19 protein-coding genes and 4 pseudogenes are annotated in these 23,484 nt (G+C 60.7%); 6 read left to right on the forward strand and 17 right to left on the reverse strand.

All coding sequences use genetic code 11. The annotated features are described in order from the left end of the window. The first annotated feature begins 25 nt into the window (after positions 1-25). Together GUY40_RS22290 and GUY40_RS22295 are read left to right on the forward strand one after the other, a co-directional pair. Positions 26-1,300: a flavohemoglobin expression-modulating QEGLA motif protein gene (locus tag GUY40_RS22290; protein ID WP_166571077.1), complete on the forward strand. Its 1,275-nt coding sequence runs from the start codon at positions 26-28 to the stop codon at positions 1,298-1,300. Between the two features lie 152 nt (positions 1,301-1,452). Continuing rightward, positions 1,453-2,670, forward strand: coding sequence for a patatin-like phospholipase family protein (locus GUY40_RS22295; RefSeq protein WP_178117927.1), 1,218 nt, complete (start codon positions 1,453-1,455; stop codon positions 2,668-2,670). Between the two features lie 47 nt (positions 2,671-2,717). On the opposite strand, the pseudogene GUY40_RS22300 reads toward GUY40_RS22295, so the two are convergent. After that, positions 2,718-3,729 (reverse strand): annotated as a pseudogene (locus GUY40_RS22300) (IS630 family transposase). Here GUY40_RS22300 and GUY40_RS22305 point away from each other — a divergent pair. Then, positions 3,671-3,850, forward strand: a pseudogene (locus tag GUY40_RS22305) (IS66 family transposase zinc-finger binding domain-containing protein); the annotation flags it as partial. The pseudogenes GUY40_RS22300 and GUY40_RS22305 overlap by 59 nt on opposite strands. A gap of 32 nt (positions 3,851-3,882) precedes the next feature. On the opposite strand, the gene dld reads toward GUY40_RS22305, so the two are convergent. From dld to GUY40_RS22360, 11 genes are all read right to left on the reverse strand, one after another. Continuing rightward, the gene (gene dld / locus GUY40_RS22310; RefSeq protein ID WP_166571078.1) at positions 3,883-5,607 is read right to left on the reverse strand and encodes a D-lactate dehydrogenase; all 1,725 of its coding nucleotides are present in this window, start codon (positions 5,605-5,607) and stop codon (positions 3,883-3,885) included. 235 nt (positions 5,608-5,842) lie between these two features. Then, positions 5,843-6,637, reverse strand: a complete 795-nt coding sequence (locus GUY40_RS22315) for an SDR family NAD(P)-dependent oxidoreductase (protein ID WP_166571079.1) — start codon at positions 6,635-6,637, stop codon at positions 5,843-5,845. Between the two features lie 13 nt (positions 6,638-6,650). Further along, positions 6,651-8,534, reverse strand: a complete 1,884-nt coding sequence (locus GUY40_RS22320; protein ID WP_166571080.1) for a TRAP transporter large permease subunit — start codon at positions 8,532-8,534, stop codon at positions 6,651-6,653. Then, on the reverse strand, positions 8,531-9,562 hold the full coding sequence (locus GUY40_RS22325) for a TRAP transporter substrate-binding protein (protein ID WP_166571081.1): 1,032 nt from the start codon (positions 9,560-9,562) through the stop codon (positions 8,531-8,533). The genes GUY40_RS22320 and GUY40_RS22325 overlap by 4 nt, the downstream gene beginning before the upstream one ends. 330 nt (positions 9,563-9,892) lie before the next feature. Beyond that, positions 9,893-10,417, reverse strand: coding sequence for a gamma carbonic anhydrase family protein (locus GUY40_RS22330; protein ID WP_166571082.1), 525 nt, complete (start codon positions 10,415-10,417; stop codon positions 9,893-9,895). Between the two features lie 181 nt (positions 10,418-10,598). Continuing rightward, entirely contained in the window at positions 10,599-11,927 is a 1,329-nt protein-coding gene (locus GUY40_RS22335; RefSeq protein WP_166571083.1) for an OprD family porin, read from the reverse strand. A gap of 115 nt (positions 11,928-12,042) precedes the next feature. After that, entirely contained in the window at positions 12,043-12,438 is a 396-nt protein-coding gene (locus GUY40_RS22340) for a PPC domain-containing DNA-binding protein (RefSeq protein WP_166571084.1), read from the reverse strand. Next, positions 12,435-12,986 (reverse strand): hypothetical protein, encoded by a 552-nt coding sequence (locus GUY40_RS22345; protein ID WP_166571085.1) that lies wholly within the window; start codon positions 12,984-12,986, stop codon positions 12,435-12,437. The genes GUY40_RS22340 and GUY40_RS22345 overlap by 4 nt, the downstream gene beginning before the upstream one ends. Then, positions 12,986-14,563, reverse strand: a complete 1,578-nt coding sequence (locus GUY40_RS22350) for an acyl-CoA synthetase (RefSeq protein WP_166571086.1) — start codon at positions 14,561-14,563, stop codon at positions 12,986-12,988. Before GUY40_RS22350 ends, GUY40_RS22345 begins: the two co-directional genes overlap by 1 nt. Then, positions 14,560-15,729 (reverse strand): acetyl-CoA acetyltransferase, encoded by a 1,170-nt coding sequence (locus tag GUY40_RS22355; protein ID WP_166571087.1) that lies wholly within the window; start codon positions 15,727-15,729, stop codon positions 14,560-14,562. The genes GUY40_RS22350 and GUY40_RS22355 overlap by 4 nt, the downstream gene beginning before the upstream one ends. Before the next feature lie 246 nt (positions 15,730-15,975). Beyond that, positions 15,976-16,884, reverse strand: coding sequence for a LysR family transcriptional regulator (locus GUY40_RS22360; protein WP_166571088.1), 909 nt, complete (start codon positions 16,882-16,884; stop codon positions 15,976-15,978). A gap of 152 nt (positions 16,885-17,036) precedes the next feature. Between GUY40_RS22360 and GUY40_RS22365 the strand changes: the two genes are divergently transcribed. Next, positions 17,037-18,107, forward strand: coding sequence for a sigma-54-dependent Fis family transcriptional regulator (locus GUY40_RS22365; RefSeq protein WP_166571089.1), 1,071 nt, complete (start codon positions 17,037-17,039; stop codon positions 18,105-18,107). Positions 18,108-18,197: 90 nt separating this feature from the next. Beyond that, a complete protein-coding gene (locus GUY40_RS22370; RefSeq protein WP_166571090.1) occupies positions 18,198-18,980 on the forward strand; it encodes an SDR family NAD(P)-dependent oxidoreductase in 783 nt (260 codons plus the stop codon). A 72-nt stretch (positions 18,981-19,052) separates the two neighbouring features. On the opposite strand, the gene GUY40_RS22375 is transcribed toward GUY40_RS22370, so the two are convergent. The 4 genes from GUY40_RS22375 to GUY40_RS22390 all read right to left on the reverse strand — a co-directional run bounded on the left by GUY40_RS22375 (position 19,053) and on the right by GUY40_RS22390 (position 22,438). Beyond that, positions 19,053-19,991, reverse strand: coding sequence for an AEC family transporter (locus tag GUY40_RS22375; RefSeq protein ID WP_166571091.1), 939 nt, complete (start codon positions 19,989-19,991; stop codon positions 19,053-19,055). Positions 19,992-20,064: 73 nt separating this feature from the next. Next, positions 20,065-20,862: an SDR family NAD(P)-dependent oxidoreductase gene (locus GUY40_RS22380; RefSeq protein WP_166571092.1), complete on the reverse strand. Its 798-nt coding sequence runs from the start codon at positions 20,860-20,862 to the stop codon at positions 20,065-20,067. Positions 20,863-20,923: 61 nt separating this feature from the next. After that, positions 20,924-21,712, reverse strand: coding sequence for a phytanoyl-CoA dioxygenase family protein (locus GUY40_RS22385; protein WP_166571093.1), 789 nt, complete (start codon positions 21,710-21,712; stop codon positions 20,924-20,926). 27 nt (positions 21,713-21,739) lie between these two features. Continuing rightward, entirely contained in the window at positions 21,740-22,438 is a 699-nt protein-coding gene (locus GUY40_RS22390) for a GntR family transcriptional regulator (protein WP_166571094.1), read from the reverse strand. Positions 22,439-22,688: 250 nt separating this feature from the next. On the opposite strand from GUY40_RS22390, the pseudogene GUY40_RS28440 reads away from it, so the two are divergent. Then, a pseudogene (locus GUY40_RS28440) lies at positions 22,689-23,057 on the forward strand (TRAP transporter substrate-binding protein); the annotation flags it as partial. Positions 23,058-23,288: 231 nt separating this feature from the next. Here the strand turns inward: GUY40_RS28440 and GUY40_RS22405 are convergent. Beyond that, positions 23,289-23,484: pseudogene (locus tag GUY40_RS22405) on the reverse strand (PQQ-binding-like beta-propeller repeat protein); the annotation flags it as partial.

Raw genomic sequence — 23,484 nt, forward strand, 5'->3', positions numbered from 1 at the left:
CCCCACGTCTCCCAAGGAGGTTTCTGTGAGCGTCGCTGCCCTGTCCGAACTCGATGCCGCTCTGCCCGGTTTGGCCCGCAAGATCCGCGTGCTGGATGCCTTGGCCTGGCCGGATGGGGTCGAGGAGGTATTCCTGGCGCGTTGGCGCGCCGGGCATGCAGAACTGCCCAGGGTCGAGCTGCGCCCGCGCGAGCACAGCGCCGACATCGCCGCCCTGGAAGCATTTATCGGCCGCTGCGATGTGGGGCATCCGGCCGGGCGCTACCTCGCCATGACAGCGCGCAGCTACGCTACGGCCGGGCGCATGCTGGGTGCCATTGGCACACCCGACTTCACCCAGTATTCGTCAGCGCTGTACCGACGCCCCGACTTCTACTACCCGAGCCAGAAACTGAGCATGCTGGACGCGGCCCATTTCTTCCTCAAGACCACCGACGCCCTTCTGGGTGGTGCCCGGATTCCACCGAGCCCGGCCGAGATCCCGGCCGAGGTCTTCGCCGCCTGGATGCAGCCGGAACTGGACCGCTTCTTCGGCCTGGGCCGGATCACGGTGGTGCTCGATCCGACCCTGGCCGCCAAGGCCATCGCCGGGGCGAGCCGCATCCGCCTGCGTGCCAGCGCCCTGTTCTCTGAACTGGACAAGAGCCAGCTATTGCAGCATGAGGCCTTCGTGCATGTCGCCACGGCACAAAACGGCGCGCTCCAACCCAACCTGAAAAGCCTGGGCCTGGGTGCGCCACGCACGACCCAGACTCAGGAGGGCATCGCCACTCTGGCCGAGCTGTTCACCGGCAGCATGGACATCAACCGCCTGCGCCGCCTCGCCCTGCGCGTGCTCGCGGTCCAGCAGGCGCTGGATGGTGCCGATTTCATCCAGGTATTTGAAGGTTTTCTCGCTGCCGGACAGTCGCAAGAGGAGTCCTTCCGCTCGACCCAACGGGTTTTCCGCGGCGCCGACCTGCGCGGCGGTTCGGCGTTCACCAAGGATGCCGCCTACCTGACCGGTTTGCTCGGCGTCCATACCCTGTTGCGCATCGCGATCCGCGACAACCGGCCGGAACTGGTGGGTTATCTGTTCGCCGGGCGCCTCAGCCTGGGTGATACCGTACGCCTGGCCCCGCTCTTCGAGTCCGGCTGGCTCCAGGGGCCGGTCCATCTCCCGGCCTGGGCCGCCGATCTGCGTCTGCTCGCCGCCAACCTGGCTTTCTCCGCCTTTATCGCCCGGATCAAGCTGGATGTGCTCGATCTGGAGGTGCTCATGGCCTTCGCAGACGAGCATGAAGCCAATGCCAGCGCCTGAAAGCTTTACATGATGCCTGGTGGAGCTGCTGAAGGCTGGTGGGGGCCAGGTAACGATCAAAAATGCATTATCGATAGGTTACTGCGCCTCTGATGCCCGACGTTATTGGATTATCCACTCATCCGTTCAACAGGGTGTAGACAGAGAGATAGATGACTATGAAAACCACCAGCCTGATTGTGGCCCTGTTTGTACTGATGCAAGGTTGCGCCATGGCGCCGCCGCGCCTATCGGCGGTGCCGACCGAGTTGACGGCGAGAGCGGAGATCCCAGGCATGACCGGGGTGCGTTATGTCGGCGGCGGCGACATGACACAGCTGACCCGAGTCGGGCTTGAAGCGCTGCGGCGGGAACAGGCTTACCTCGTGAAGCAGGGGCACAAGGGCCCCCTACCGCCAGCGGTATATCTGGCAATTTCGGGCGGTGGTGACAATGGTGCATTCACCGCGGGATTGATAAATGGCTGGACGGTTACAGGAACGCGCCCTGAATTCAAACTTGTTACCGGCATCAGCACGGGCGCGCTGATTGCGCCTTTCGCCTTTCTTGGGCCGAAGTACGACGCGACGCTGAAGAGGGTCTATACCACCTTATCGCCCAAAGACGTCATTTTGCCGCGCAGCTTTTTCGCAGGCGTGTTGGGCGATGCGATGTCGGACAACGCACCGCTGTTGAAGCTGACGCGCAAATCGGTGACCGATGACATGCTCAAGGAGATCGCCGCCGAGTACGCGAAGGGCCGCTTTCTGTTGATCGGCACCGCCGACCTCGATGCGCGACGCCCCATTATCTGGGACATGGGGAAAATCGCGACCTATGGTGGTCCTGAGGCATTGGACCTTTTCGTGAAAATCATGATCGCATCCGCCTCGATTCCGGGAGGATTTCCGCCAATGATGATCGATGTGGAAGTCGACGGTAAAACCTATCAGGAAATGCACGTGGACGGTGGCATCATGGCGCAGGTATTCGCTTATCCGGCCGGTATCCGTGTCAAAGAGGAGGCGGCAAAAGCAGGATTCACCCGCGAGCGCAGGCTCTACGTAATACGCAATGCGCGACTCGATCCTGACTGGGCGCAGGTCGAGCGCAGCACCATGAGCATCGCTGGGCGCGCGGTCACCTCGTTGATCCACAGCCAGGGCATCGGCGACCTCTACCGGATCTATGCCACCACCCAGCGCGACGGCGTGGACTTCAACCTCGGGTTCATACCGTCGAGTTTCAACTTCCCCCACAAGGAAGAGTTCGACAATGAATACATGCGCAAGCTCTACGACACTGGTTATGATGTGGCGTTGCAGGGCTTCCCGTGGCTCAAAGTACCGCCCGGATTCGCTCCTCCAGGTGCAACAGCAACGGGAAGATAGTGAGTGTGTGTTGCGCTCAATAACGAGTGTGCTGTTCTCGAAATAATTTACCTTTCTTGCACGGCTTCAAGCACCTCACGAGCCCGTTGGATTTTGCTCAAAATCTCCTCACCCTTTGCGTTCCAAACGTATCGGGTCGGCTGTGCGTTTCGTAATGCCATGAACGTTGTAATCGAGCTTTCCAACTCGCGCACGGAGGCAAAGCTACCGTCCCGTAGGTACACCGTAATGTCTCGAAAAAACCGTTCAACCATGTTCATCCAGGAGCTGGACGTCGGTGTGAAGTGCATATGAAAACGTGGATGCTTCGCCAGCCAGGCTTTCACGGTGGCGTTCTTGTGCGTCGCGTAGTTATCGACGATCAGATGGAGCTGGAGGTGCTTGGGGGTCTGCTTGTTGATTTTCTTGAGGAAGGCCAACCATTCTTGATGACGGTGTTGACGTTCGATGCTGCTGATCAGTTTGCCCTGTAGGTAATCCAGCGCTGCGAATAACGTAACCGTGCCGTGGCGCGTGTAATCATGGGATTTTGTCTGGATGTGGCCGATGCCCAAAGGCAATCCGGGCTGCGTTCGCTCCAGGGCCTGAACCTGGCTTTTTTCATCGCAACACAGCACCAATGCCTTGTCCGGCGGGGCCAGGTAAAGCCCGATAACATCCCGGAATTTGTGTTCGAACTGCGGGTCGTTTGACAGCTTGAAGGTGCGGGTCAGGTGAGGCTTCAAGTCATTGGCGGCCCATAACTTATGAACGGTAGTTGAAGAAACACCGACAGCTCGCGCCATGCTTCGACAGCTCCAGCGTGACTCGCCAATGCGGGGTTTCGTGACCTGCTCCAAGACACGGCGGACAGTGTCAGCAGACAGCGGCGACTTGCGTCCACGACCTGGTTTATCAATCAATCAATCCGTCGAGTCGATGCAACTGAAAACGTTGGCACCAGGTAGTGATCGTCGGGCAAGAAAACCCGGTCAGTCGTGCAATCTCCTCTCGGGTATCACCCAAACGCCGTGGCAAGCGCAAGCCACTGTCTGCTGATCTGCCTCGCATTGAAGTCATCCATGAACTGCCTGAGCACGAACTGACCTGTGCCTGTGGTTGCCGCAAGCATGTGATCAGTGAAGAAACCAGCGAGCAGTTGGATATCGTGCCGATGCAGATCCGGGTGATCAAACACATAGGCATGCCGCCGCTTTTTCATGCCGGACCGTTTCAGGCCTCACCCTGCCAGTGCCGACATTTCGAGGTCTTTCCCACACCCGGATTGAAGGTATTGCACGGATCCAGCTTCTGATAGAACGCCTTCAGATCGGCCTTCGCCGGATAAAGATGGCCGACATTATGCTCCGCCGGGTACTCGGCACCACGATCGTCCAGCAATGCCCACATCGCATGTTCCACGGCCAGGCAATCGCTGCCCTTGCGCACGATGTAATCTTGGTGGAAGACGTGGCAGAAAAAATGCCCGTAATACAGCTTCAGGATCAGTTGCTGCTCGATGGATGCTGGCAGTGTTTCGAACCAGTCGCGGTCATTGCGCGCCAGGGCGATATCCAGTGCCACGATATCCTCGACCGCATTGTCATGGATCGCCCGATACCGAATCGCCGCCCCGGCCGCCGCGAACCGATGCAGGAAGGCCTTGCTGCCCTCCTCGGCTGTACAGCGAAAGAAATCGCCCTCGCGCCCCTCGAACAATTGACTCAGGTACGCCTCGGCCGGCGCTACGGAAGCGGCTGATACCTTGAGCATCAAGTAATGCTCATAACGTTGGCGATAATCGCTCATGCGCTTGGGCAGGTGATTCGGAAAACAGCGTGCGACCCTTTGCAGGACGCGGTCCGACAAATGCGAGCGCAACCAGGTGAATCGGCCGAGGACATTATCCACCCGGCTTTTCAGGGCGAACATTTTCGGCAGGCGCCGAGTGCCCAAGTGATGGATCATCAGGAAGGTGTCCTTGCCGTACTCAGCCGCCACGTCATAGGCATCGCGGTGCATATATTCACCGGCGATCGGCAGCTCAACGAAGTGTTCGAGCATGTGCCGACGTATCCGGGTCAGATCGGCGGTGTCGTTGGTGCCGATGTAGAAGACCGCTGTATCGCGTTCGGCGGCGAAGGTGTCGAGGCGCACCGCAAACACCGCCAGCTTGCCGGCGCTGCCGCTGGCTTCGTGCAGGCGCTGCTTGTCCGCGTTGAAACGGGCTGGCGTGGCGGCATCGACATCACGCACATGCTCTGCATAACCGTGGTCGGAGCCGCGTCCGGCGTCGGTCTGGATATCGGCTTCGCTGTAACGGCCGGCCTCCAGGTTGCCGAGGATCTGCTCAGGCGTATCGCCCAGATTGACCCCCAAGTGATTGACCAGGTGCAGCTGACCATCCGCACCAAGCTGGGCGTACAGCGACATCTCGGTGTAGGCCGGCCCGCGCCGGATCAACGAACCACCCGAGTTGTTGCAGACGCCGCCGAAGACTGAAGCGCCAATGCACGAAGAGCCAATCACCGAATGCGGCTCGCGGCCCAGCGGCTTGAGCACCTTTTCCAGCTGATCCAGTGTCGAGCCGGGAAAGCAGATCACCTGCCGACCCTGCTCGATCACCTGCACGGTGCGCATGCGCAGGGTGCTGACGATCACGACCTCGCGATCGTAGCCGCCGTCCGGCGTTGAGCCACCGGTCAGGCCGGTATTGGCCGCCTGCATGATGACGATCATGTCGGCGGCCACACACGCTTTGACCACGCGCCATTGCTCGAGCAGCGAACCAGGACACACCACCGCGACGGCACTGCCCTTGCCAAATCGGAAGCCCTGGCGAAAGCGCACCGTGTCGTTGGCTTCGGTCAGCACATGGCTGTCACCGACGATGGTTTTAAGGTTGGCGATAAGTTCGGGTACAAGAGGTTGATGCAGAGGGGTGGCAATGGAGTTCATCGGTATTTCCGCAGGTAGAGGCGCGATCGGGCGGCCATTATTGTTCTTCCAAGGTGTGGGTTCAGTTTGCTCCATCCCCTGAAACCGAGCGGTTAAAGATGGGCGAAGCCTTCAGGAAGGGGCTCGCCACCCAGCGGCGAATATCTCGCGCCGGGTGACACGCATTGCAGGCAGGCTTACTTTTCGCAGGACGCTCGCGAGGAACGCATCGTTTGAGCGGTGTCGTTGCGGTCGCTCAAATTTCCAGAATGCCCGACGCCATGAACCCGCCATCCACCGGAATCACATGACCGCTGATATATGACGAATCGTCGGAAGCCAGAAAGGCCACCGCACCCGCCATTTCGGCTGGTGTTCCATAACGCCGCATCGGCACGGCCCTGGCGTAGGAATCCCGGGTCGTGGCCGAGTGCAGCATCTGGGTCAACGGTGTGTCCACCGGGCCGGGCGCTATGCCGTTTACGGTAATGCCGTATTCGGCAAGCTCGACCGCCATCTGCCGAGTCAACCCGATGATCGCTGCCTTGGACGTGCCATAGGCCGTGCGGCCCATGCTCGCGCGCATACCGCTGATGGAGGCGACGTTAATGATCCGCCCCCAACCATTGGCGCTCATCAGTCGCGCCGCGTGTTGGCCGCAGAGCAGCGAGCCCGTCAGGTTGATATTCAGTACCCGCTGCCAGTCGCCGAGGTCGCAGTCCAGAAACGCCTGGGTCCTGGCAATGCCGGCGTTGTTGACCAGCACATCACAGCGGCCAAAATGCTCTTGCAGATAGGCAAACGCCGCCGCGATGGATTGCCCATCGCCAACGTCAATCGCCAACGCCAGCGCTTCAATGCCTTGGGCATTCAGCCCGGCGACCATTTCTTCGGCCGCCGCCAGGTTGATGTCTGCCACCACCACGGTATGCCCATCGCGCCCCAGGCGTTCAGCGATCGCCGCGCCGATACCCATGGCGGCGCCTGTGACCAATGCCACGCGTCCCAGGTCCGAGGCGAGCGGAGCTTGCTTGTTCGCTAATTGGCTCATGACAAATGCTCTCTTAAAGGAAACCGATGGAAATCCATGGGAAACAGGCGACGATAATCAGCGCCACGATCAGTGCGGCGAGGTAGCCCCAGACGCGACGGATGACGTGGTCGGACGACACCTTGCTGATCGCGCAGGCGGCGTAGAAGCCGACACCCAGCGGCGGTGCGAACAGGCCGATACCCATCGCCAGGATCACCACCATGGCGTAGTGCACCGGGTGAATGCCGAGCATCTCGGCCAGCGGGAACATCAGCGGACCGAACAGCACGATCGCCGGGATACCCTCCAGCACGCTGCCCAGAATCACGAAGGTGACGATGGTCACGATCATGAAGCCGATGGCGCCGCCAGGAATTTCGCTGATCAAGTCCACCAACGATGCCGAGAAACCTGACTGAGTCAGTGCCCAGGCCATGGCCGATGCCATGCCGATGATCAGCAGGATGGCGCCGGACAATGCCGCCGCCTCGAGCATCATCGGGTACACCTTTTTGAACTCGATGTGGCGCATGAACAGGTGCATTACCAGTCCGACCATCACCACGTAAGCCACACCGATGGTGGAGACTTCGGTGGCGGTGGCCGCGCCTTCAAGTACCGCCACTCGAATCAGCAACGGCAGCGCGAGGGCCGGCAAGGCGATCATGAACGTGCGCGCGATGACCGATAGCGGCGCGCGCTGAACATTGGGCCGCGCTTCTTTGCGTGAACGCCACCAGCACACCAGCGCAATAACCACGGTGGCAACCACCGCCGGCATCAAACCGCCGATGAACAGCGCAGTAATGGACACGCTGCAGACCGCGCCGATGGTAATCAGTACCAGGCTCGGCGGAATGGTCTCGGTCATTGCCCCGGTCGCCGCCAGCAAGGCGGCCAGCTCTTCGGGCTTGGAGCCGCGTTTTTTCATTTCAGGGAACAGCGCCGGGGCGACTGCCGCCATATCGGCGACTTTGGAACCGGAAATCCCCGACACCAGAAACATCGCACCCAGCAAGACGTATTGCAGGCCACCGCGCACATGACCGAGCAAGGAGGCCATGAAGTCGATCAGCGTGCGCGCCATGCCGGACAGTTGCAACACCACGCCCAGCAGGACGAACAGTGGCACCGCCAGCAGCACCATGTGCGACATGCCCTCATCCATGCGGCTGACCACAATCGACAACGGTGCATGGGTGGCCAGCGCCAGGTAGGCCACGGTTGCAGTGCCAAAGGCGAACGCGATAGGAATGCCGCCGAACACGCAGGCACCCAGCAGCACCAGAAAGAACACGATCAGGTTGTAGTTACCCAGATCCGCCAGCAGTGGCTGGCTGAACCACAATGCAGCGGCCACGACCGTCACCACGACAATCCCGGCCATGAACTGGCGCACCGTGGAAAACCGCGCCATGCGCGACACCGCAGCCAGCAGCATCAATACCGCGCCGACCGGCAAGGCCGCCGCACGCAAGCCGTCGGGGATACCCAACGCCGGGGTGGTGATCCACATCTGCTCATGGGAATGCTGCATGGCTGGCGCGATGATCATCACCACGAACAGGCACACCACCAGCGCCGACAGGGTTTCGCAGAAACCGCGCCAGGCTTCGGGCAGCTTGTTGACCAGCGCGGACATGCGCATGTGTTCTCCGCGGTCCAGGGCCAGCACCGCGCCGAACATGGCCATCCAGATGAACAGCGAAGACGCCAGCTCGTCGGACCAGATCAACGGGCTGTGCATCACGTAGCGGGAAATAACCCCCGCCAGCAGCACGCCGGTTTCGATCACCATCAAGGCAACGGTGATCGCTCCGACCACACGCATGGTCCACGTATTCAGACAGACAAGCGCCCGGGCCGGCAGGCGCATGGAAGGAGTGGAGGCCAGTGCCGCTGGCGCGCCCATCATGCGAGTTTCCCGGCATATTTCTCGAGGATTGCCCAAGCGGCGTCGCCGAACTTGTCGTGCCAGTCCCCATAGTAGTTGGCGCTTTGCAGCCGCTGACGGAAGGGTTCGGGGGCCGATTCCACCAGTTCAAGGCCTTTCTCCTCGAGTGTGTCGCGGATGGTGCCCTGCAACTTGGCCAAGTCATCGCGCTGAGCAAGCACGGCGGTATTGATGTGTTTGCTGACCACCGCCTGCATGTCTTTGGGCAGGCGGTTGAACGAAGCACTGTTGCCCAGCATCCAGAAGCCGTCCCAGACGTGGTTGGTCAGGGAGCAGTATTTTTGCACTTCGTACAGTTTCGCCGAAGACACCAGGGTGAGCGGGTTTTCCTGTCCTTCCACGATGCGGGTCTGGAGTGCCGAATACACTTCGGAAAAGTTGATGCTGGTCGGCGCGGCCTCGAAGGCGCGGAAGATGGACATGATGATGGGGCTCGGAGGCACGCGCAGCTTCATGCTCTTGAGATCGTCGGGAGTGACTATCGGACGGGTACTGGTGGTGGTCACACGAAAACCGTTGTCCCAGATTTTGTCGAACGCAAACAGCGTTTCGGTTTTGGCGATCTCGGCACGGACATGAGCACCCAACTCGCCGTCCATGGCATTCCACACTTGCTCATAATCCCTGAAAGCATACCCGACGGCGCTGATCTGCACCGACGGTACCATCGTGCCGAGGATCACCGGCGACAGTGCAAACATGTCGACGGCACCCGAGCGAACTTGAGCCAGGGTATCGGTATCACTGCCGAGCTGGCTGCTGGGGAAAATCTGGATCTGCACTGCACCGTTGGTTTCTTCACGTATTGCCTTGGCCATCTCCCGGGCACGCACATTCATGGAGTGGGTTATGGGCAAATTGTTGGCAAACTTCAGTTTGAACTCGGCGGCCTGACTCTTGCCGCTGTAAAGACCGAGCCCGGCGGCCGCGACGGCGGCAGAAGCGAGGGTGGCCGTTTTGAGAAAGTTGCGGCGAGTAAAGTCGCTCATTTGGTTCTCCTGACTTATTGTTTTTATTCAATGGCCGTGGTGCCGGCGACTGGATACGAAAGCTATAGCAATTCAGGTGCCACGAAAGGCACAGCCTTGGTGGAGGTAAAAAATATAGCCGACGCTCGTATTCAACTGACTGTTTTTACAAAGAAAAATAGTGTTTGTACGAATGTATCCATTTCTTACAGAGCACCCGGCGTCGTGGGGGGATGTAACAGGTGTCTCCTTCAACTGTCGCTCCGCCCAACCCTGGAAGCGACATCTGTCCTGAACATCCCATAGAGATATATCACCATAATCGCCAAGGCACCGGCCGTTCGATGGCGCTTATGCGTCCTGCTCGACCAGATCGCGGGTATAACGCTGGCCGTTATGCACATAGTGGGCGGCGTTGGCCTCCAGCATGTTCTTCTGCGCCTCTGTCAGCTCGCGCACAACTTTGCCGGGCGAACCCAGGACCAGCGAGCCGTCGGGAATTTCCTTGCCTTCGCCGATCAGCGAGTTGGCGCCGATGATGCAGTTCTTGCCGATTTTTGCGCCATTGAGAATCACGGCGTTGATGCCGATTAGGCTGTAATCACCCACCGTGCAGCCATGGAGCATGGCGTTGTGGCCGATGGTCACGCCGGTGCCGATGGTCAGCGGGTAACCCATATCGGTGTGCATCACCGTGCCATCCTGGACGTTGCTGTTCTTGCCGATCAGGATCAATTCGTTGTCGCCACGCAGGACGGTGTTGAACCAGACATTGACGCCCTCTTCCAGTTTGACCTTGCCCACCAGCACGGCATTGGGTGCGACCCAGCTCTGTGGATGGGTTTCGACGCGGGCGTCGCCCAGGCAGTATTTCATAGTGTGGTCCTCAAGGCTCATGTAGCGGCAGGTTCAGGCCATACGAACGATGGCTTCAGGTGTTGATAACGTTTTGGGCGGTTGATGAGGCTGATATTGGCGTCATAGAGCAGGTTGCAAGCACGCCGCCGTGGGTGGGTCGATATCGAACGATCTGCACAGAACAAGGGGCTCCGGACAATCAGAACAACGCCAGCGTGTAATTGATGGCCACGCGGTTCTGGTTCTGGGCGTATTCGCTGGGCACGCCACTGCGCAACATGCCGTTACGCCAGCTGAACCCTACACCCTTGAAGGTGCCACTCTGCACCACATAGTCCAGTGCGATGTCACGTTCCCATTCCTTCTCATCGCCACCGGTGGCCATGCGGATGTTGGTGCCTTTGAGGTAGGCGACGGAAGCCACCAGCCCGGGAACCCCCATTGCGGCGAAGTTGTATGAGTATTGCCCGAATGCCGTGCGTTCGCCGGCCCGGGTAAAGCTGGTGACCAGTCGATCGGTGAACAGGTAAATACTGCTGCCCGCTGCACCTTCGTTGGTGTTGCCCTGGTTGAGCTGCACGAAGTTGCCGCTGTCGGACACGCTCTGGTACCCGAGGAGGAAGGAGTTTCCGCCCAGGGCGTAGGTGAACATCGCGCTCCAGGTGTCGTTGTCGATCTTGCCGGTGGTATCGCCCAGACCACTCACCCGGTACCCGGCGGCGCGGCCCGAGGCGGAGTCGTTGCGGCCATCGGCGTCGGTCTTGAAGTAACGCAGGTCGGTGGTCAGCGACTGGCCTTCGCCCAGGGGCAGCACGTGCACCAGGCCGCCGAAATGCTGCACGTAATAGTCTTCGAGTCGGGCAGCGTAGTACTGCAGGGTGAGTTGTTTGGTCAGCTTGTAGTCGGCGCCGGCAAACAGAAACTCATTGCTTTGCTGCGTGCCACCCGCCACCGCGAGCCCTGAGCGGTTGGTCGAGCCGCGGCCGGTGGTGTGTTCCAGGCGACCGCCGACCAGGGTTAGGTCGTCCACTTCCTTGGAGCTGATCATGCCGCCTTCGAACGTTTGCGGCAGGACGCGACCATCGTTGCTCACCAGGATCGGCAGCTTGGGCTGCAGCGTGCCGTAGCGCGCCTCGGTCTTGGACAAACGCATCTTGCCGGTCAGCCCCAGCCGACTCCAGTTGTCCACGGCGCTGCCGTCACTGTCATCGGGAATCATCGAGCTGCCGCGGTGATTGCCGCTGCCACCGTCCAGGCGCACCCCCAGCAAGCCGAGCGCATCCACGCCAAAGCCGAGCGTGCCATCGGTGAAACCGGACTTGTAATCAAGGAAGAATCCCTGCGCCCATTCCGCTGTCTTGCTTTGCCCGGCGGGACCGGCACGATCACGGTAGTCGTTGTTGAAGTAGTAGTTGCGAAAACCCAGGTTGGCCTTGCTGTCCTTGACGAAGTCCGCATGCGCCAGCGGTGCCAGGGCGACACCTGTGGTGGCGAGCAAAGACAGGCGAACGAAAGGAATTTTCTTCATTGTTGTTTTCCTGATGGACGTGGCAATTCGATCGAAAGTCCAGGGCGCGGGGCTGCGAGCTAGCCCCTTTGCACACGGCTACGATTTATTGTTATGGGGTTATGAAGCAATCTGTTCAGTTGGGCAGCCACTCTTGCAGCGTCAGCTCGACCGTGATGAAGCTGAGATTTTTGCCTCGCTCGAGACGGCCGGCATAGAGTTTGCCATCGACATCGGCCACGACCGCCTGCAAGCGGCTTTCGCCGCTGATGATTTCGCCGCTGAGGCTGAGAATTTCCACCCCCGGACCCTCGACATGGATTTCGATCATGCCCTGGCGACCCAGGTAGCAAAGCTGGGCATCGATCAGACTGCCCAATCCGCCGCGCACCACGGCCAGGTGGATGCCGTGCTCTTTGCACAAGGATTCGGCGCTGTCGATGATGTCTTCGTTGGGCTTCAGGCGGGCGACCACCAGGCGACCCAGCCGGCCGCCCTGGACCAGGGACTCTTCGGTTACGGCGACGTTCATGACACCTCCTGATGGACGGGATGAAGCAGGTTGAAGTGAGTTTCCGAGTCAGGCTGAACCTGATAAGCGACCTGGTCGAACAGGCACAAGCGAATCACCATGGGCTCGCTGCCCACGACCAGTTTGTCCAGCACCAGGTGTCCGCCGTGCTGTTCACCATCGCGATCGAGAAAACCCGCATGGCAATGCAACAGCGGCGCGCCCTGGGCGTCGCGGCCGACGGTGATCGCGCCACTTATAAACGTGATGTAGCCGTCCAGGACCACGGGCTGGCCGTAGTCATAGGGGCGTTCAGGGTTGTTGGTGCTAATCATGCGGTGATAACTCAGGTGTGCGGCGCCGCCACACAGGATGCGTCCCACCGCGCTGCCATAACGTCGACCTTCCAGCGCCTTCAGCACGCCCGCCGCGACGTTGCTGGCAAGCGGCAGCACGATGCGCAGCTCTTCGCTGTAGGGCACTTCCAGGTCCAGCAGGCGTGGTGACAGCGGCGGGCCTCCATGGATGAACGTGCGCACGCCGGCACGTTCGGCGAAATGCGGGGCCATCACGCTACCTCCTGGCGTTCTTCGAGCAGCGCGCGGATCTGTTTCTTGACGATCTTGCCGTAGCCCGACTTGGGCATTTCGTCCCAGCGCACGAAACGCTTGGGCCATTTGTAGCGCGCAATACGCGGTTCCAGATGCGCCAGCAGTTGCTCATCGGTGACCTCGGCGGTGGTGACGATCACCGCATAGCCGGACTCGCCCCATTTCGCGTCGGGCATGCCCAGCACGGCCACTTCGGTCACCGCCGGGTGGGTGAGCAGGGCTTCTTCGATTTCCCGTGGATAGACGTTGGAGCCACCGGAGATGTACATGTCCGAAGCCCGGCCGGTGATGAACAGATAACCCTGTTCGTCCAGATGGCCGAGGTCGCCGGTATGGAACCAGCCGAACTTGAAGCAGCTCTCGTTGGCCTTGGGGTTGTTGTAGTAGCCGCTGAACACCGCCGGGCCGCGCACGCAGATTTCGCCGTCGACACCGGTGGCCAGTTCATTGCCGGCGTCATCGAGAATCGCCACCTGCATGCCGGTTCGCGGGTAGCCGCAGGTACCGACCTTGGCGTTCGGCGAGTCCTCGGTGTCGTGGCAATCGGCGGGCAACACGGTAATGTTGCCGGTCACTTCGCCCAGGCCGTAATACTGCACCAGAACCTTGCCCAGCTTGTTCAGGGCATGGCGCTGGTCGGCCTGGTACATCGGCGCGCCGGCGTAGATCAGATGGCGCAGGCTGCTGTGGTCGTAGCGGTCGACGGCGTCGCTTTCGGTGATCATCTTGACGATGGTCGGCACGGTGAACAGGTTGTCCACGCGATATTCCTGCACCAGGCGCCAGGCTTCGTCGCAGTCCAGTTTGTCGCTGGACGGCAGGATGCAGGCGGCGCCCCGGGCGACGTTCACCAGGGCATGAATACCGGCGCCATGGGACAGCGGGGCGAGCACCAGCGAGCGCGAGTGCTGGTTCAAACCGGGCATCAGGTCGGCGATGTGGTTGGTGATCACGAAGGCCATCTGGCCATGGGTCAGCACCCCGGCCTTGGGATGGCCGGTGGTGCCCGAGGTGTAGAAGAACCACAGCGGGTCGTGGTAATTCACTTCGGCCGGGCGGAAGGCGGCGTGCGAGGCGCGCCCCTCATCCAGCAATTGGTCGTAGCCCAGTTCGCCGTCGCGGGGTTGGCCGATGGCAATGACTTGCTGCAGGGTCGGCGATGCCTCGCGCACGGCGTCGACGTAATGTTCGAGGCCTTCGTCGTAGAGCATCGCCACCGCGCCGCTAGAGCTGCCCAGGTACGCCGCCTCGGACGGGGTGATCCGAACGTTGGTGGGCACCCACACCGCGCCGAGGCGAAAGGCGATCCAGGCGCTTTCGAACAACGGCAGGTTGTTGCGCGAGTGCACCAGCAGCTTGTCGCCTTTCTTGATGCCGCGCTCGCGCAAGGCGCTGGCCACGCTGTCGACCCGGGTAGAAATTTCCTTCCAGGAGTGCTCACGGCCACTGCGGATGAAACCCGGTGCATCCGGGTAGCGACGCGCGATCTGGTTGAGCAGTTCGCCCAGGTTCATGACGTTGTCGATGCCCATCATTGCACGGTCTCCAGAATGCTCACGTAGTTGGTCACTGCGGCGCCGCCCATGTTGAAGATCCCGGCGCGATCGGCCTTGGACAGTTGCATGTCGCCGGCCTGGCCGCTGAGTTGCATGGCCGCCATGACGTGCATCGACACGCCGGTGGCACCAATGGGATGGCCCTTGGACTTGAGGCCGCCCGACGGGTTGATCGGCAGGCGACCGTCCTTGCGGCTGATGCCCTCGGTGATGACGCGCGCGCCCTGGCCCCGTTCGGCCAGTCCCATCGCTTCGTATTCCAGCAACTCTGCGATGGTGAAGCAGTCGTGGGTCTCGACCAGCGACAGGTCGGCCAGGCTCAGTTGGGCGGTTTGCAGTGCCTGTTGCCAGGCGCGGGCGGCACCTTCGAAGAACGTCGGGTCGCGCCTGGACAGCGGCATGTAGTCGTTGACCTGGACAGCGGCACGGAAACGTACGGCGTGGCGGCGGTCGCCGACCAAATCATCGCGGCTGATCACCAGGGCGGCCGATCCGTCGGTCACCAACGAGCAGTCGGTGCGTTTCAGCGGTCCGGCCACGAAAGGGTTTTTTTCCGATGGGTTACGGCAGAAGTCATAACCGAAGTCGCGGCGCATGTGGGCGTACGGGTTCAGCACGCCATTGGCGTGGTTTTTGGCGGAAATCATCGCCAGGGCATCGGACTGGTCGCCGTAACGGTCGAAATAGGTTTGCGCAATGTTGCCGAAGACACCGGCAAAGCCACCTTCGATATTGGCTTCTTCCTTGGCATAGCAGCATTTGAGCAGGATCTTGCCGACCTCGGCGGTGGGCAGGGTGTTCATCTTCTCGAAACCCACCACCAGTGCGTGTTTGCTCTGGCCGCTGAGCACCGCCTGCAGGGCCGAATGGATCGCGGCCGAGCCGGTGGAGCAGGCGTTTTCCACGCGCATTGAAGGGGTGAAACGCAACGCTGGAATATGATTGGCCAGCAAGGCCGAAGGAAAATCCTGATACAGAAAGCCTGCGTTGAAATGGCCGACATGCACGGAGTCGATCTGCTCCGGCGCAATGGCTGCGTGTTCCAGTGCGCCGAGGGCGGCCTCGGCCATCATCTGCTCAGGATCGAGTTGGTCGAACTTGCCAAATGGCGAGTGGTACCAGCCAGTAATAATGGGCGATCGCATAAGATGTTCCTTGCGTTGATGTTGTTTGCAAGGGCGATAGCAAGAGCGGTGCCAAGGACTTGGGAGGGTGGCGCAGGCCAGGCGGAGCGGGGGGGCGAGCATCTGAGGTGCGCGGCAAGGTGCGCGCGATGGCGATTCAGATGTCGCCCGCGCAGGTCAGGGAGACACTTGCGGGAGACACCTGTCGCTCCAAACGAGGCTTGGCCAGTTTGTTTATCCGGCGCAGGCGCGAGCTGCGTCCCCCGTTCAAGCGACGTTGTCTTCGCGAGACACCAGAAGACAGGCCTGTTGCGCACTCTCAATGAACGGCGCGATGCACGGGTTGTGATTGTCGGCTTTCCACACTGCCACCACTTCGATCAGCGGCGCATCGCGCAGCGGCCGGAACGTGGTGGTGGCCAGGCGCATGTTGCGCATCGAGCGGGGCACGATAGCGATCCCCAGGCCTTCGCCCACCAGGTTGACGATGGTCTGCTGCATGTTGATTTCCAGACCGATGTTCGGGGTGACACCGTGCTGCAGGCAGTAGTTGAAAATCATGTCGTGCAACGCCGGGGCAATACGCCGTGGCACGATGATGAAGGTTTCCCCGGCCAGCTCGGTGGGGTCGATCAGCGGCTGCTCCAGCAGTCGATGACCCGGCGGCAGTACCACGGTCATTTCTTCCCGGTATAGGGTCACGGTCTCAAGCCCGCTGCAGTCCTGCGGACGGTACATGATCGCCACGTCCTTGTTGCCGTCACTGATGTCCTGGGCAAGGTCCAGGGGCAGGGTTTCGGTCAGCTTGAGCGTTACCTGCGGATACTGCGCGGCGTAGCGCCGGGTAATCACCGGGGTCACGCTGTAGGCCGTCGACATCATGAAACCCACCGACAATTCGCCCGCCGCACCCCGCGCAGCCGCCAGCGCGTTGCGCTTGGCCTGCTCGAACGCGGCGAACACCGTGGCGGTATCCAGGTAGAAGCGCTGGCCGGCCTCGGTCAGCTCGACCCGTCGACGTGAACGATCGAACAGCTTGACCCCCAGTTCTTCTTCCAGCAAAGCGATCTGCCGCGACAGCGGCGGCTGTGAGATATGCAGGCGTTCAGCGGCACGGCCGAAGTGCAGGGTTTCGGCAAGGGTACGGAAATATTGCAGGTGGCGAAGTTCGATCATGATGCTCTTAAAGGTATCAATAGATGATTTATTATGGATTGGAAAATATAAGTGTGCCTGCCTTATGGTAGTTCAACGCCATATCGACGGCTGCATCACAAGTGCGGTGAGTCGACATAGTCACGAGCTATAAATAATAAAAGGTGACGCTGATGCCTTCTGTACACGAACACCCTTCGTTTGCCCGAGCCCACACAACCTCCGCTTACCCAGAATGTGATATTGCCCACGACACTGACCCGCAAGTGCGTCAAGCTTTTCGCCGCGCATTGCGCTTGATGGAGCGGGGCATCGCCGTACTCATCCAGGGTGAGACCGGTACCGGTAAAGAGGTGCTGGCCCGTGCGCTGCACGAGCACAGTCAGCGCCACGCCGCGCAACTGGTCGCCCTCAATTGTGCGTCCATCCCCGAAACCCTGATCGAAAGCGAACTGTTCGGCTATTCCCGCGGTGCATTTTCCGGTGCCCTGCCGGGGGGCAAGAAAGGCAAAGTGGCGCAGGCCGACGGCGGCACCTTGTTTCTCGATGAAATCGGCGACATGCCATTCGAGCAGCAGACCCGCCTGTTACGCGTGATCGCCGAGCGCGAGGTCACCCCGCTGGGTGCCGAGCGCAGCGTGCCGGTGAACTTCGCGCTGATCTGTGCGACCCACCAATCCCTCATGCATCTGGTGGAAAACGGCAGCTTTCGCGAGGATCTGTTCTATCGCATTGCCACCGGTGTGGTGCAGTTGCCGCCGCTGCGCGAACGTACTGACCGTACCGAGTTGGTGTGCAGCATGGTCGCCACCGAACTGCCCGGCTGCGATCCGCGCCAGGTGATCGCCGCCGATGTCTGGCCCTTGCTACTCGGCCATTCGTGGCCGGGCAACCTGCGGCAGATGCGGGCGGTCATTCGTTATGCCTGCGCGGTGAAGGAGGGCGCGCGAGTGCAGCGCTGTGACCTGCCCGCTGATTTCCTCGCTCAGGCGGACGGTCAGCCGTCGCAGCCGGTCCGTGCGAGCGTGCAGAACGTCACGCCGATTCGCCAGAGCAGACCCACCGCGGCACCCGTGGATGAACGCGAGGACGTACTCGGTGTGCTCATCGAATGCCGCTGGAACATGACCGCCGCTGCCCGTGCGCTGGGGATCTGTCGGCCATCGCTGTATCGCGTGCTGCGGCGTCTGGATATTGCGCCGCTCAAGAACCAGTTGGCGCTGGGCGGCTACGCCCCTTCCTGACTGCTTCCACCGTCTGATTTTCATTGAAAAACCGGCCTTTTCCCTTTGATCGGGAAGGCCGACCTGCGTCTGGATCAAGGGATAACAATAATGAACGCCTCTGCCAATTTTGCGCCGATCAGTTTTTCTCTCGAAGGCCGTAACGCACTTGTCACCGGTGGCGCCCGCGGCATCGGCTATGCCATCGCCGTGGCCCTGGGGCAATGCGGTGCGCGGGTGGCGATTTGTGATCTCGACCATGCCGCCGCCGAACGCGCGGCGGCACAGTTGGGTGAGCTGGGTATCCATGCCATCGGCCTGGGGGGAGATGTTGCCGATGAGCAGCAGGTGGATGCCATGGTCAGCCTGGTTGGGCAGGCGTTGGGGAGCATCGATATCCTGGTCAACAATGCCGGTATCGTTTCCACCGCGCCGCTGCTGGAGGTGAGCGCGGCAGAATGGAAGCGCGTCATGGCGATCGACCTTAACAGTGTTTTCTACTGCGCCAAGGCGGTATTGCCGGGCATGATGACCCGCCGCTCGGGACGGATTATCAACATAGCCTCGGTCGCTGGAAAACGCGGTGGCGGCCTGTTGGGCAACAGTTGTTATGCCGCAGCCAAAGGCGGCGTGATTGCCTTGACCAAGGGGCTGGCGCGCGAAGCCGGACCGTTCAATATCACCGCCAACGCGGTGTCGCCGGCGTTGACCGATACCGACATGACCAGCACCCTGAGCTCCGAAGCGCGGGCACGAGTGTTGGTGGACATGCCGATGGGGCGCGCGGGAACACCGCGAGACATCGCCGCCGCGGTGTGTTTTCTGGCATCGGATGCGGCGAGTTTCGTGACGGGTGAAATCATGGATGTGGACGGCGGGTACATGCGTGATTGAGCAAGTGCACAGCGTCACCGTGGGGTAGGGCGCTTTCGCTACAGGATCATCGAAACCCTGTAGCGAGGGACTTCATTGTTGAGGGATCCACGCCAGAATAATCGACACCGTCAGCAACGAACATAACGTCGAAATCAGAATCGTGCGCGACATGGTGTTCGCCTCCCGACCAAACAATTCCGTCAGCATAAATGGCCCGTTGCCCACCGGTAATGCGCTTAACAGTAAAGCCGACCAGGCCCACATCGGCGGCAGCTCGAACACCCAGAACACCAATGCGCCCGTCACTGCCGGCTGCACGATCAACTTCATTGTGACCAGCATGCCCAACGTCTGGCCGTCGACTTTGTGCGAGTGGGTTGCGGCCAGAAACAAGCCAATGGAGACCAGTGCGCAGGGGCCCGCTGCCGCGCCGAGAAACTGAAACAACTGCTGCACCCCGGTGGGCAGCGCCACACCGCTCCACGCCACCAGGCAACCCAGCACCGGCGCCACCATGATCGGGTTGCGCAGCAACGAGCCGCCCACCTTGGCCAGCGTGCGGCCCAAGTGCTTTTCGCTCTGGCGAAACATCTCGATCATCACAATCGCCAGGGCGAACAGCAGGCAGGCGGTCATCAAGGTACCGATCACCGCGGGCGCAATGCCCGCCTCACCGAAGGTCAACAAGCATAGTGGAATACCCAGGAACCCGGAGTTGGGGTAGGCGGCTCCCAACGCATCGATGGTGGCGTCGATAAAGTGAGCCTTCTTGCGCAGGCGCAGCCACAAGGTGATCAGGAACACCACCGCCATGCCAAGGGCGAAAGCGGCAATAAAACCCAGGTCGAGTGTCTGCACGGAGGCCAGTCGGGACATCGACTCAAACAGCAGCGCTGGCAGCCCCAGATAGATGACGAAGCGATTGAGCTCGGTGGATGCGTTGGGCCCCAGGATGCCGCGACGGCGGCAGAAGAAGCCGACAAAAATCAGACTGAATACTGGAAAGGCAACATTGAAGATGGCGAGCATCGCCGCACGTGTCCTTACCGCCGCGGGGCGCACCACGGCAGATTGTGAAGAGAAAAAGGTGGTGCGACCGGATTCAGGCGCAGCGCAGGGTCAGACCGCCATCGACCACCAGATTGGTGCCGGTGATGTAACGCGCGGCATCGGAGGCCAAAAACAGCGCGGCGTGAGCCACGTCCCAGGCATCGCCCATAAAACCCATGGGGCATTGCGCGTGGCGGGTATCGAGCATGGCTTGAACCTCACCGCCGTAGGTTGCGGTAAGCGACGCGCTGACCATCGGCGTGTTCATGAAACCGGGCGACACGCAGTTGGCGCGGATGCCCAGCGGTGCGTACTGAACCGCAACGTTCTGGGTAAAGGCAATCATCGCCGCTTTGGTCGCCGAATAGCCGACATAGGGAAAACCCAGCCAGTGTGTTGCGGCAATCGAGGCGATGTTGACGATGGCGCCGCGTTTCTGTGCCTCCATCACCGGCAGGGCGTACTTGCAGGTCAGAAACAGGCTGGTCTGGTTGACGGCCAGCAAGCGGTTCCAGCTCTCTTCGCTGGCCTCCACCGGACCGCCGGTTTCGGCGATGCCGACGTTGTTGTGCAGCACGTCCAGGCGACCGAAATGGTCCTGCGCAGCCTCGACCATCCGGCGCATGTCGGCTGAGTTGGAGACATCTCCCGTGAACACTTCGCAGGTGCCGCCTTCTTCGCGAATGATGGCGCAAGTGGCCTCGGCCGATTGTGGATCACAGTCCACCGCCAGTAGCCTGGCGCCTTCGCGTGCATACAACACCGCCGCCGCCCGGCCATTGCTCCAGCCCTCGGCGATAGCGCCGGCGCCCGTGACTATTACAACTTTGTCGCGCATGGAATCGTTCATCGTTGTTGTCCTTTTTATGACGATGTCTACCCGCCGAACGCGGTTTGGCGGACAGCGGGGCTCAGGCTACGGCTTGTTGAAACTCGTCGAGGCAGGTGTCGTCGAGGGTCCGGATCGGTGTGAAGTCGCGATGAGCGATGTAGTCCGGGCGCTGGAATTTGCGGATGGCGTTCTCCACCGAGTTGGTGGTGACGTAAAGTGTGTTGCGGTCCCAGGGCGACAGATTGGGCGACGACGCATGCACCAGCGTGCTCTGGAAAATCAGTACTGTGCCGGCGACACCCTTGGGCGCAACGATTCCCCCTTGCTCAACCAGCTCCGAGACCTTGGCATTGTCCAGCGTCCACAATGGATAGCTCGTCGTGGTCAGGTCGTGGCTTGCGTCCAGGCGGCCCTCTTTGTGCGATCGAGGAATGAACATCAGCGGGCCGTTGAACTCGTTGACGTCATCCAGGAATATCGCCACGTTCATCGCCCGAGCCTCGGGCATGCCGTCATCCTGGTGCCAGGTGCCGAAATCCTGGTGCCATTGCCAGATATCGCCATTGAACGCAGCCTTGGCATTGATCTTGAACTGGTGCATGTACACCTCGCTGTTCAACAATTGCCGTGCGGGCTCGATCAAGCGTGGATGGCTTGCCACCCGGGCGAAGACTTCATCGAAGGTATGAGCGGCAAACACGGTTCGCACCACGCCGCTTTTTTCCTTGACCACTTCGTCGCGGTTCAACCGGTACAGTGCCGGAAGACGGGATTTCATCAGTGCGGCTTCCGCGGGTGAAAACAGGCTCGGCAGCAGGATGTAGCCTTCTTCGTCATAAGCCTTGATTTGTTCTTGTGTCAGCTTCATGAGTGTCTCCAGGGTTAAGTCGGCCGGTCAGGCCTGCTTCAGTTTTGTCGCGTGCTCCGTGCCCTCCAGAATCCGCGCCAGGTGTTCGGCGGCGCTTTCGGCGTGCTGTTGGGCCAGCCGCTCCGCCAGTTCTTCATTGCCGTCGAAAATGGCGCACAGGATGGCTTGATGCTCATCCCACACCCCTTCGAAGGTGCGTACGTCGTTTTGCAGAATCGAGCTCATGGTCCGGCGGATGTGGTGCCAGTGCAGGGCGGTGGTCTGGGCGATCACCGGGTTGCCGGACATTTCGTAAATGAATTGGTGGAACGCCATGTCGAGTCGGACCAGGGCGCTGGTGTCATTGGCCGCAGCGGCTGCCCGCCCCTTGCTGACCAGTTTGTCGGCAACCGCCTGGAGTTTCGTGGCGCCACCTTGCTGGACACGCCGTGCGGCGTTGCGCGCGGCGAGCGCGTCGAGTGCGGCGCGCACTTGATACAACTGCACCAGTTTCTGCGGGTCGAGTGGCGTGACGATCACACCCTTGCGGCCATGTTCTTCGATAAAACCTTCGCGTTTGAGAATCTGGAAAGCCTGCAGGATCGGCTGGCGTGAAACGCCCAGTTGCGCCGCGAGTCCCTCTTGGGTCACGCGCTCGTTAGGCTGCAGTTTGCCCTCGCAGATAGCGTCGAGAATGGCGTCGTATACCTGTTCGATCAGGTGCGCCGGGGTGTTGAGCTTCTGCATGATGCCGTCCTGTTTTCGTGTTCTGTATACAGACTACAAATCCGTCGCTATGCTGTCAATACACTCTTTTATCCATAAAAAAATCAAGTGGAGAGTCCCCATGACCGACATTTCACGTCGTCGATTTATCCAAATCGTGTCCCTTGCCTCAATGGCCTTGCTGGCCGCGGGGTCCGGCCTGTACAGCCCTGGCAGCCGCGCTGCAGAGTTCCGACTGAAGTTCGCCAACAATTTGCCCCTCAATCACCCGATGAGTGTCCGTGCTCGCGAAGCCAAGCGCATTGCCGAAGAGTCCCAGGGCAGTGTCGCCCTGCAAGTTTTTCCCATCAGCCAATTGGGCGGCGACACCGACATGCTCGCCCAGGCGCGTTCCGGGGCCATCGACTTTTATGCAGGCCCACCGGTCATTCTGGGCACCCTGATACCTTCCGCGCAGATCAGCGCAGTGGTCTTCGCGTTCCAGGATTACGATCAGGTGTGGGCTGCGATGGATGGCGAACTGGGCGCGCATATCCGCACCGAGATTGCCAAGAGCGAGGTGTTATTTGCGTTCGAAAAAATCTGGGACAACGGCTTTCGAGCCACGACCACCAGTAGCCGGCCAATTGCGATACCCGCTGATCTGGCGGGAATGAAACTACGAGTCCCGCCAAGCCCGATCATCATGTCGATATTCCGCATTCCGCATTCCGCATTCCGCATTCCGCTTTGCAGGCCCGTATTGACCTCCCGGATGAACGCGCCTCGGTTCGCCATCGAGACGATCAACGCAGGTGCATCTGACACCGCTGTCGAGATCGAGCGCATGAACGGTCGCCAGTTCGGCGAAATGCAGGAATGGTTGATGGTTGAAACCAGTGCGGTGGTCGCCGAATTTCTTGTTCCACACCACTTTGCCGGTGTTTTTGTCGAGGGCGACGAGCCGGGCATCGAGGGTGCCGAAGTAGATCTTGTCGCCGTAGATCGCCGCGCCCCGGTTGACCACGTCGCAGCATGGGCGAATGTTGTCGGGCAGGCGATGGTTGTAGGTCCAGAGGCGTTTGCCG

Origin of the sequence: Pseudomonas sp. R5(2019) (assembly GCF_009905435.1) — a bacterium.
In the GTDB taxonomy this organism is placed as follows: domain Bacteria; phylum Pseudomonadota; class Gammaproteobacteria; order Pseudomonadales; family Pseudomonadaceae; genus Aquipseudomonas.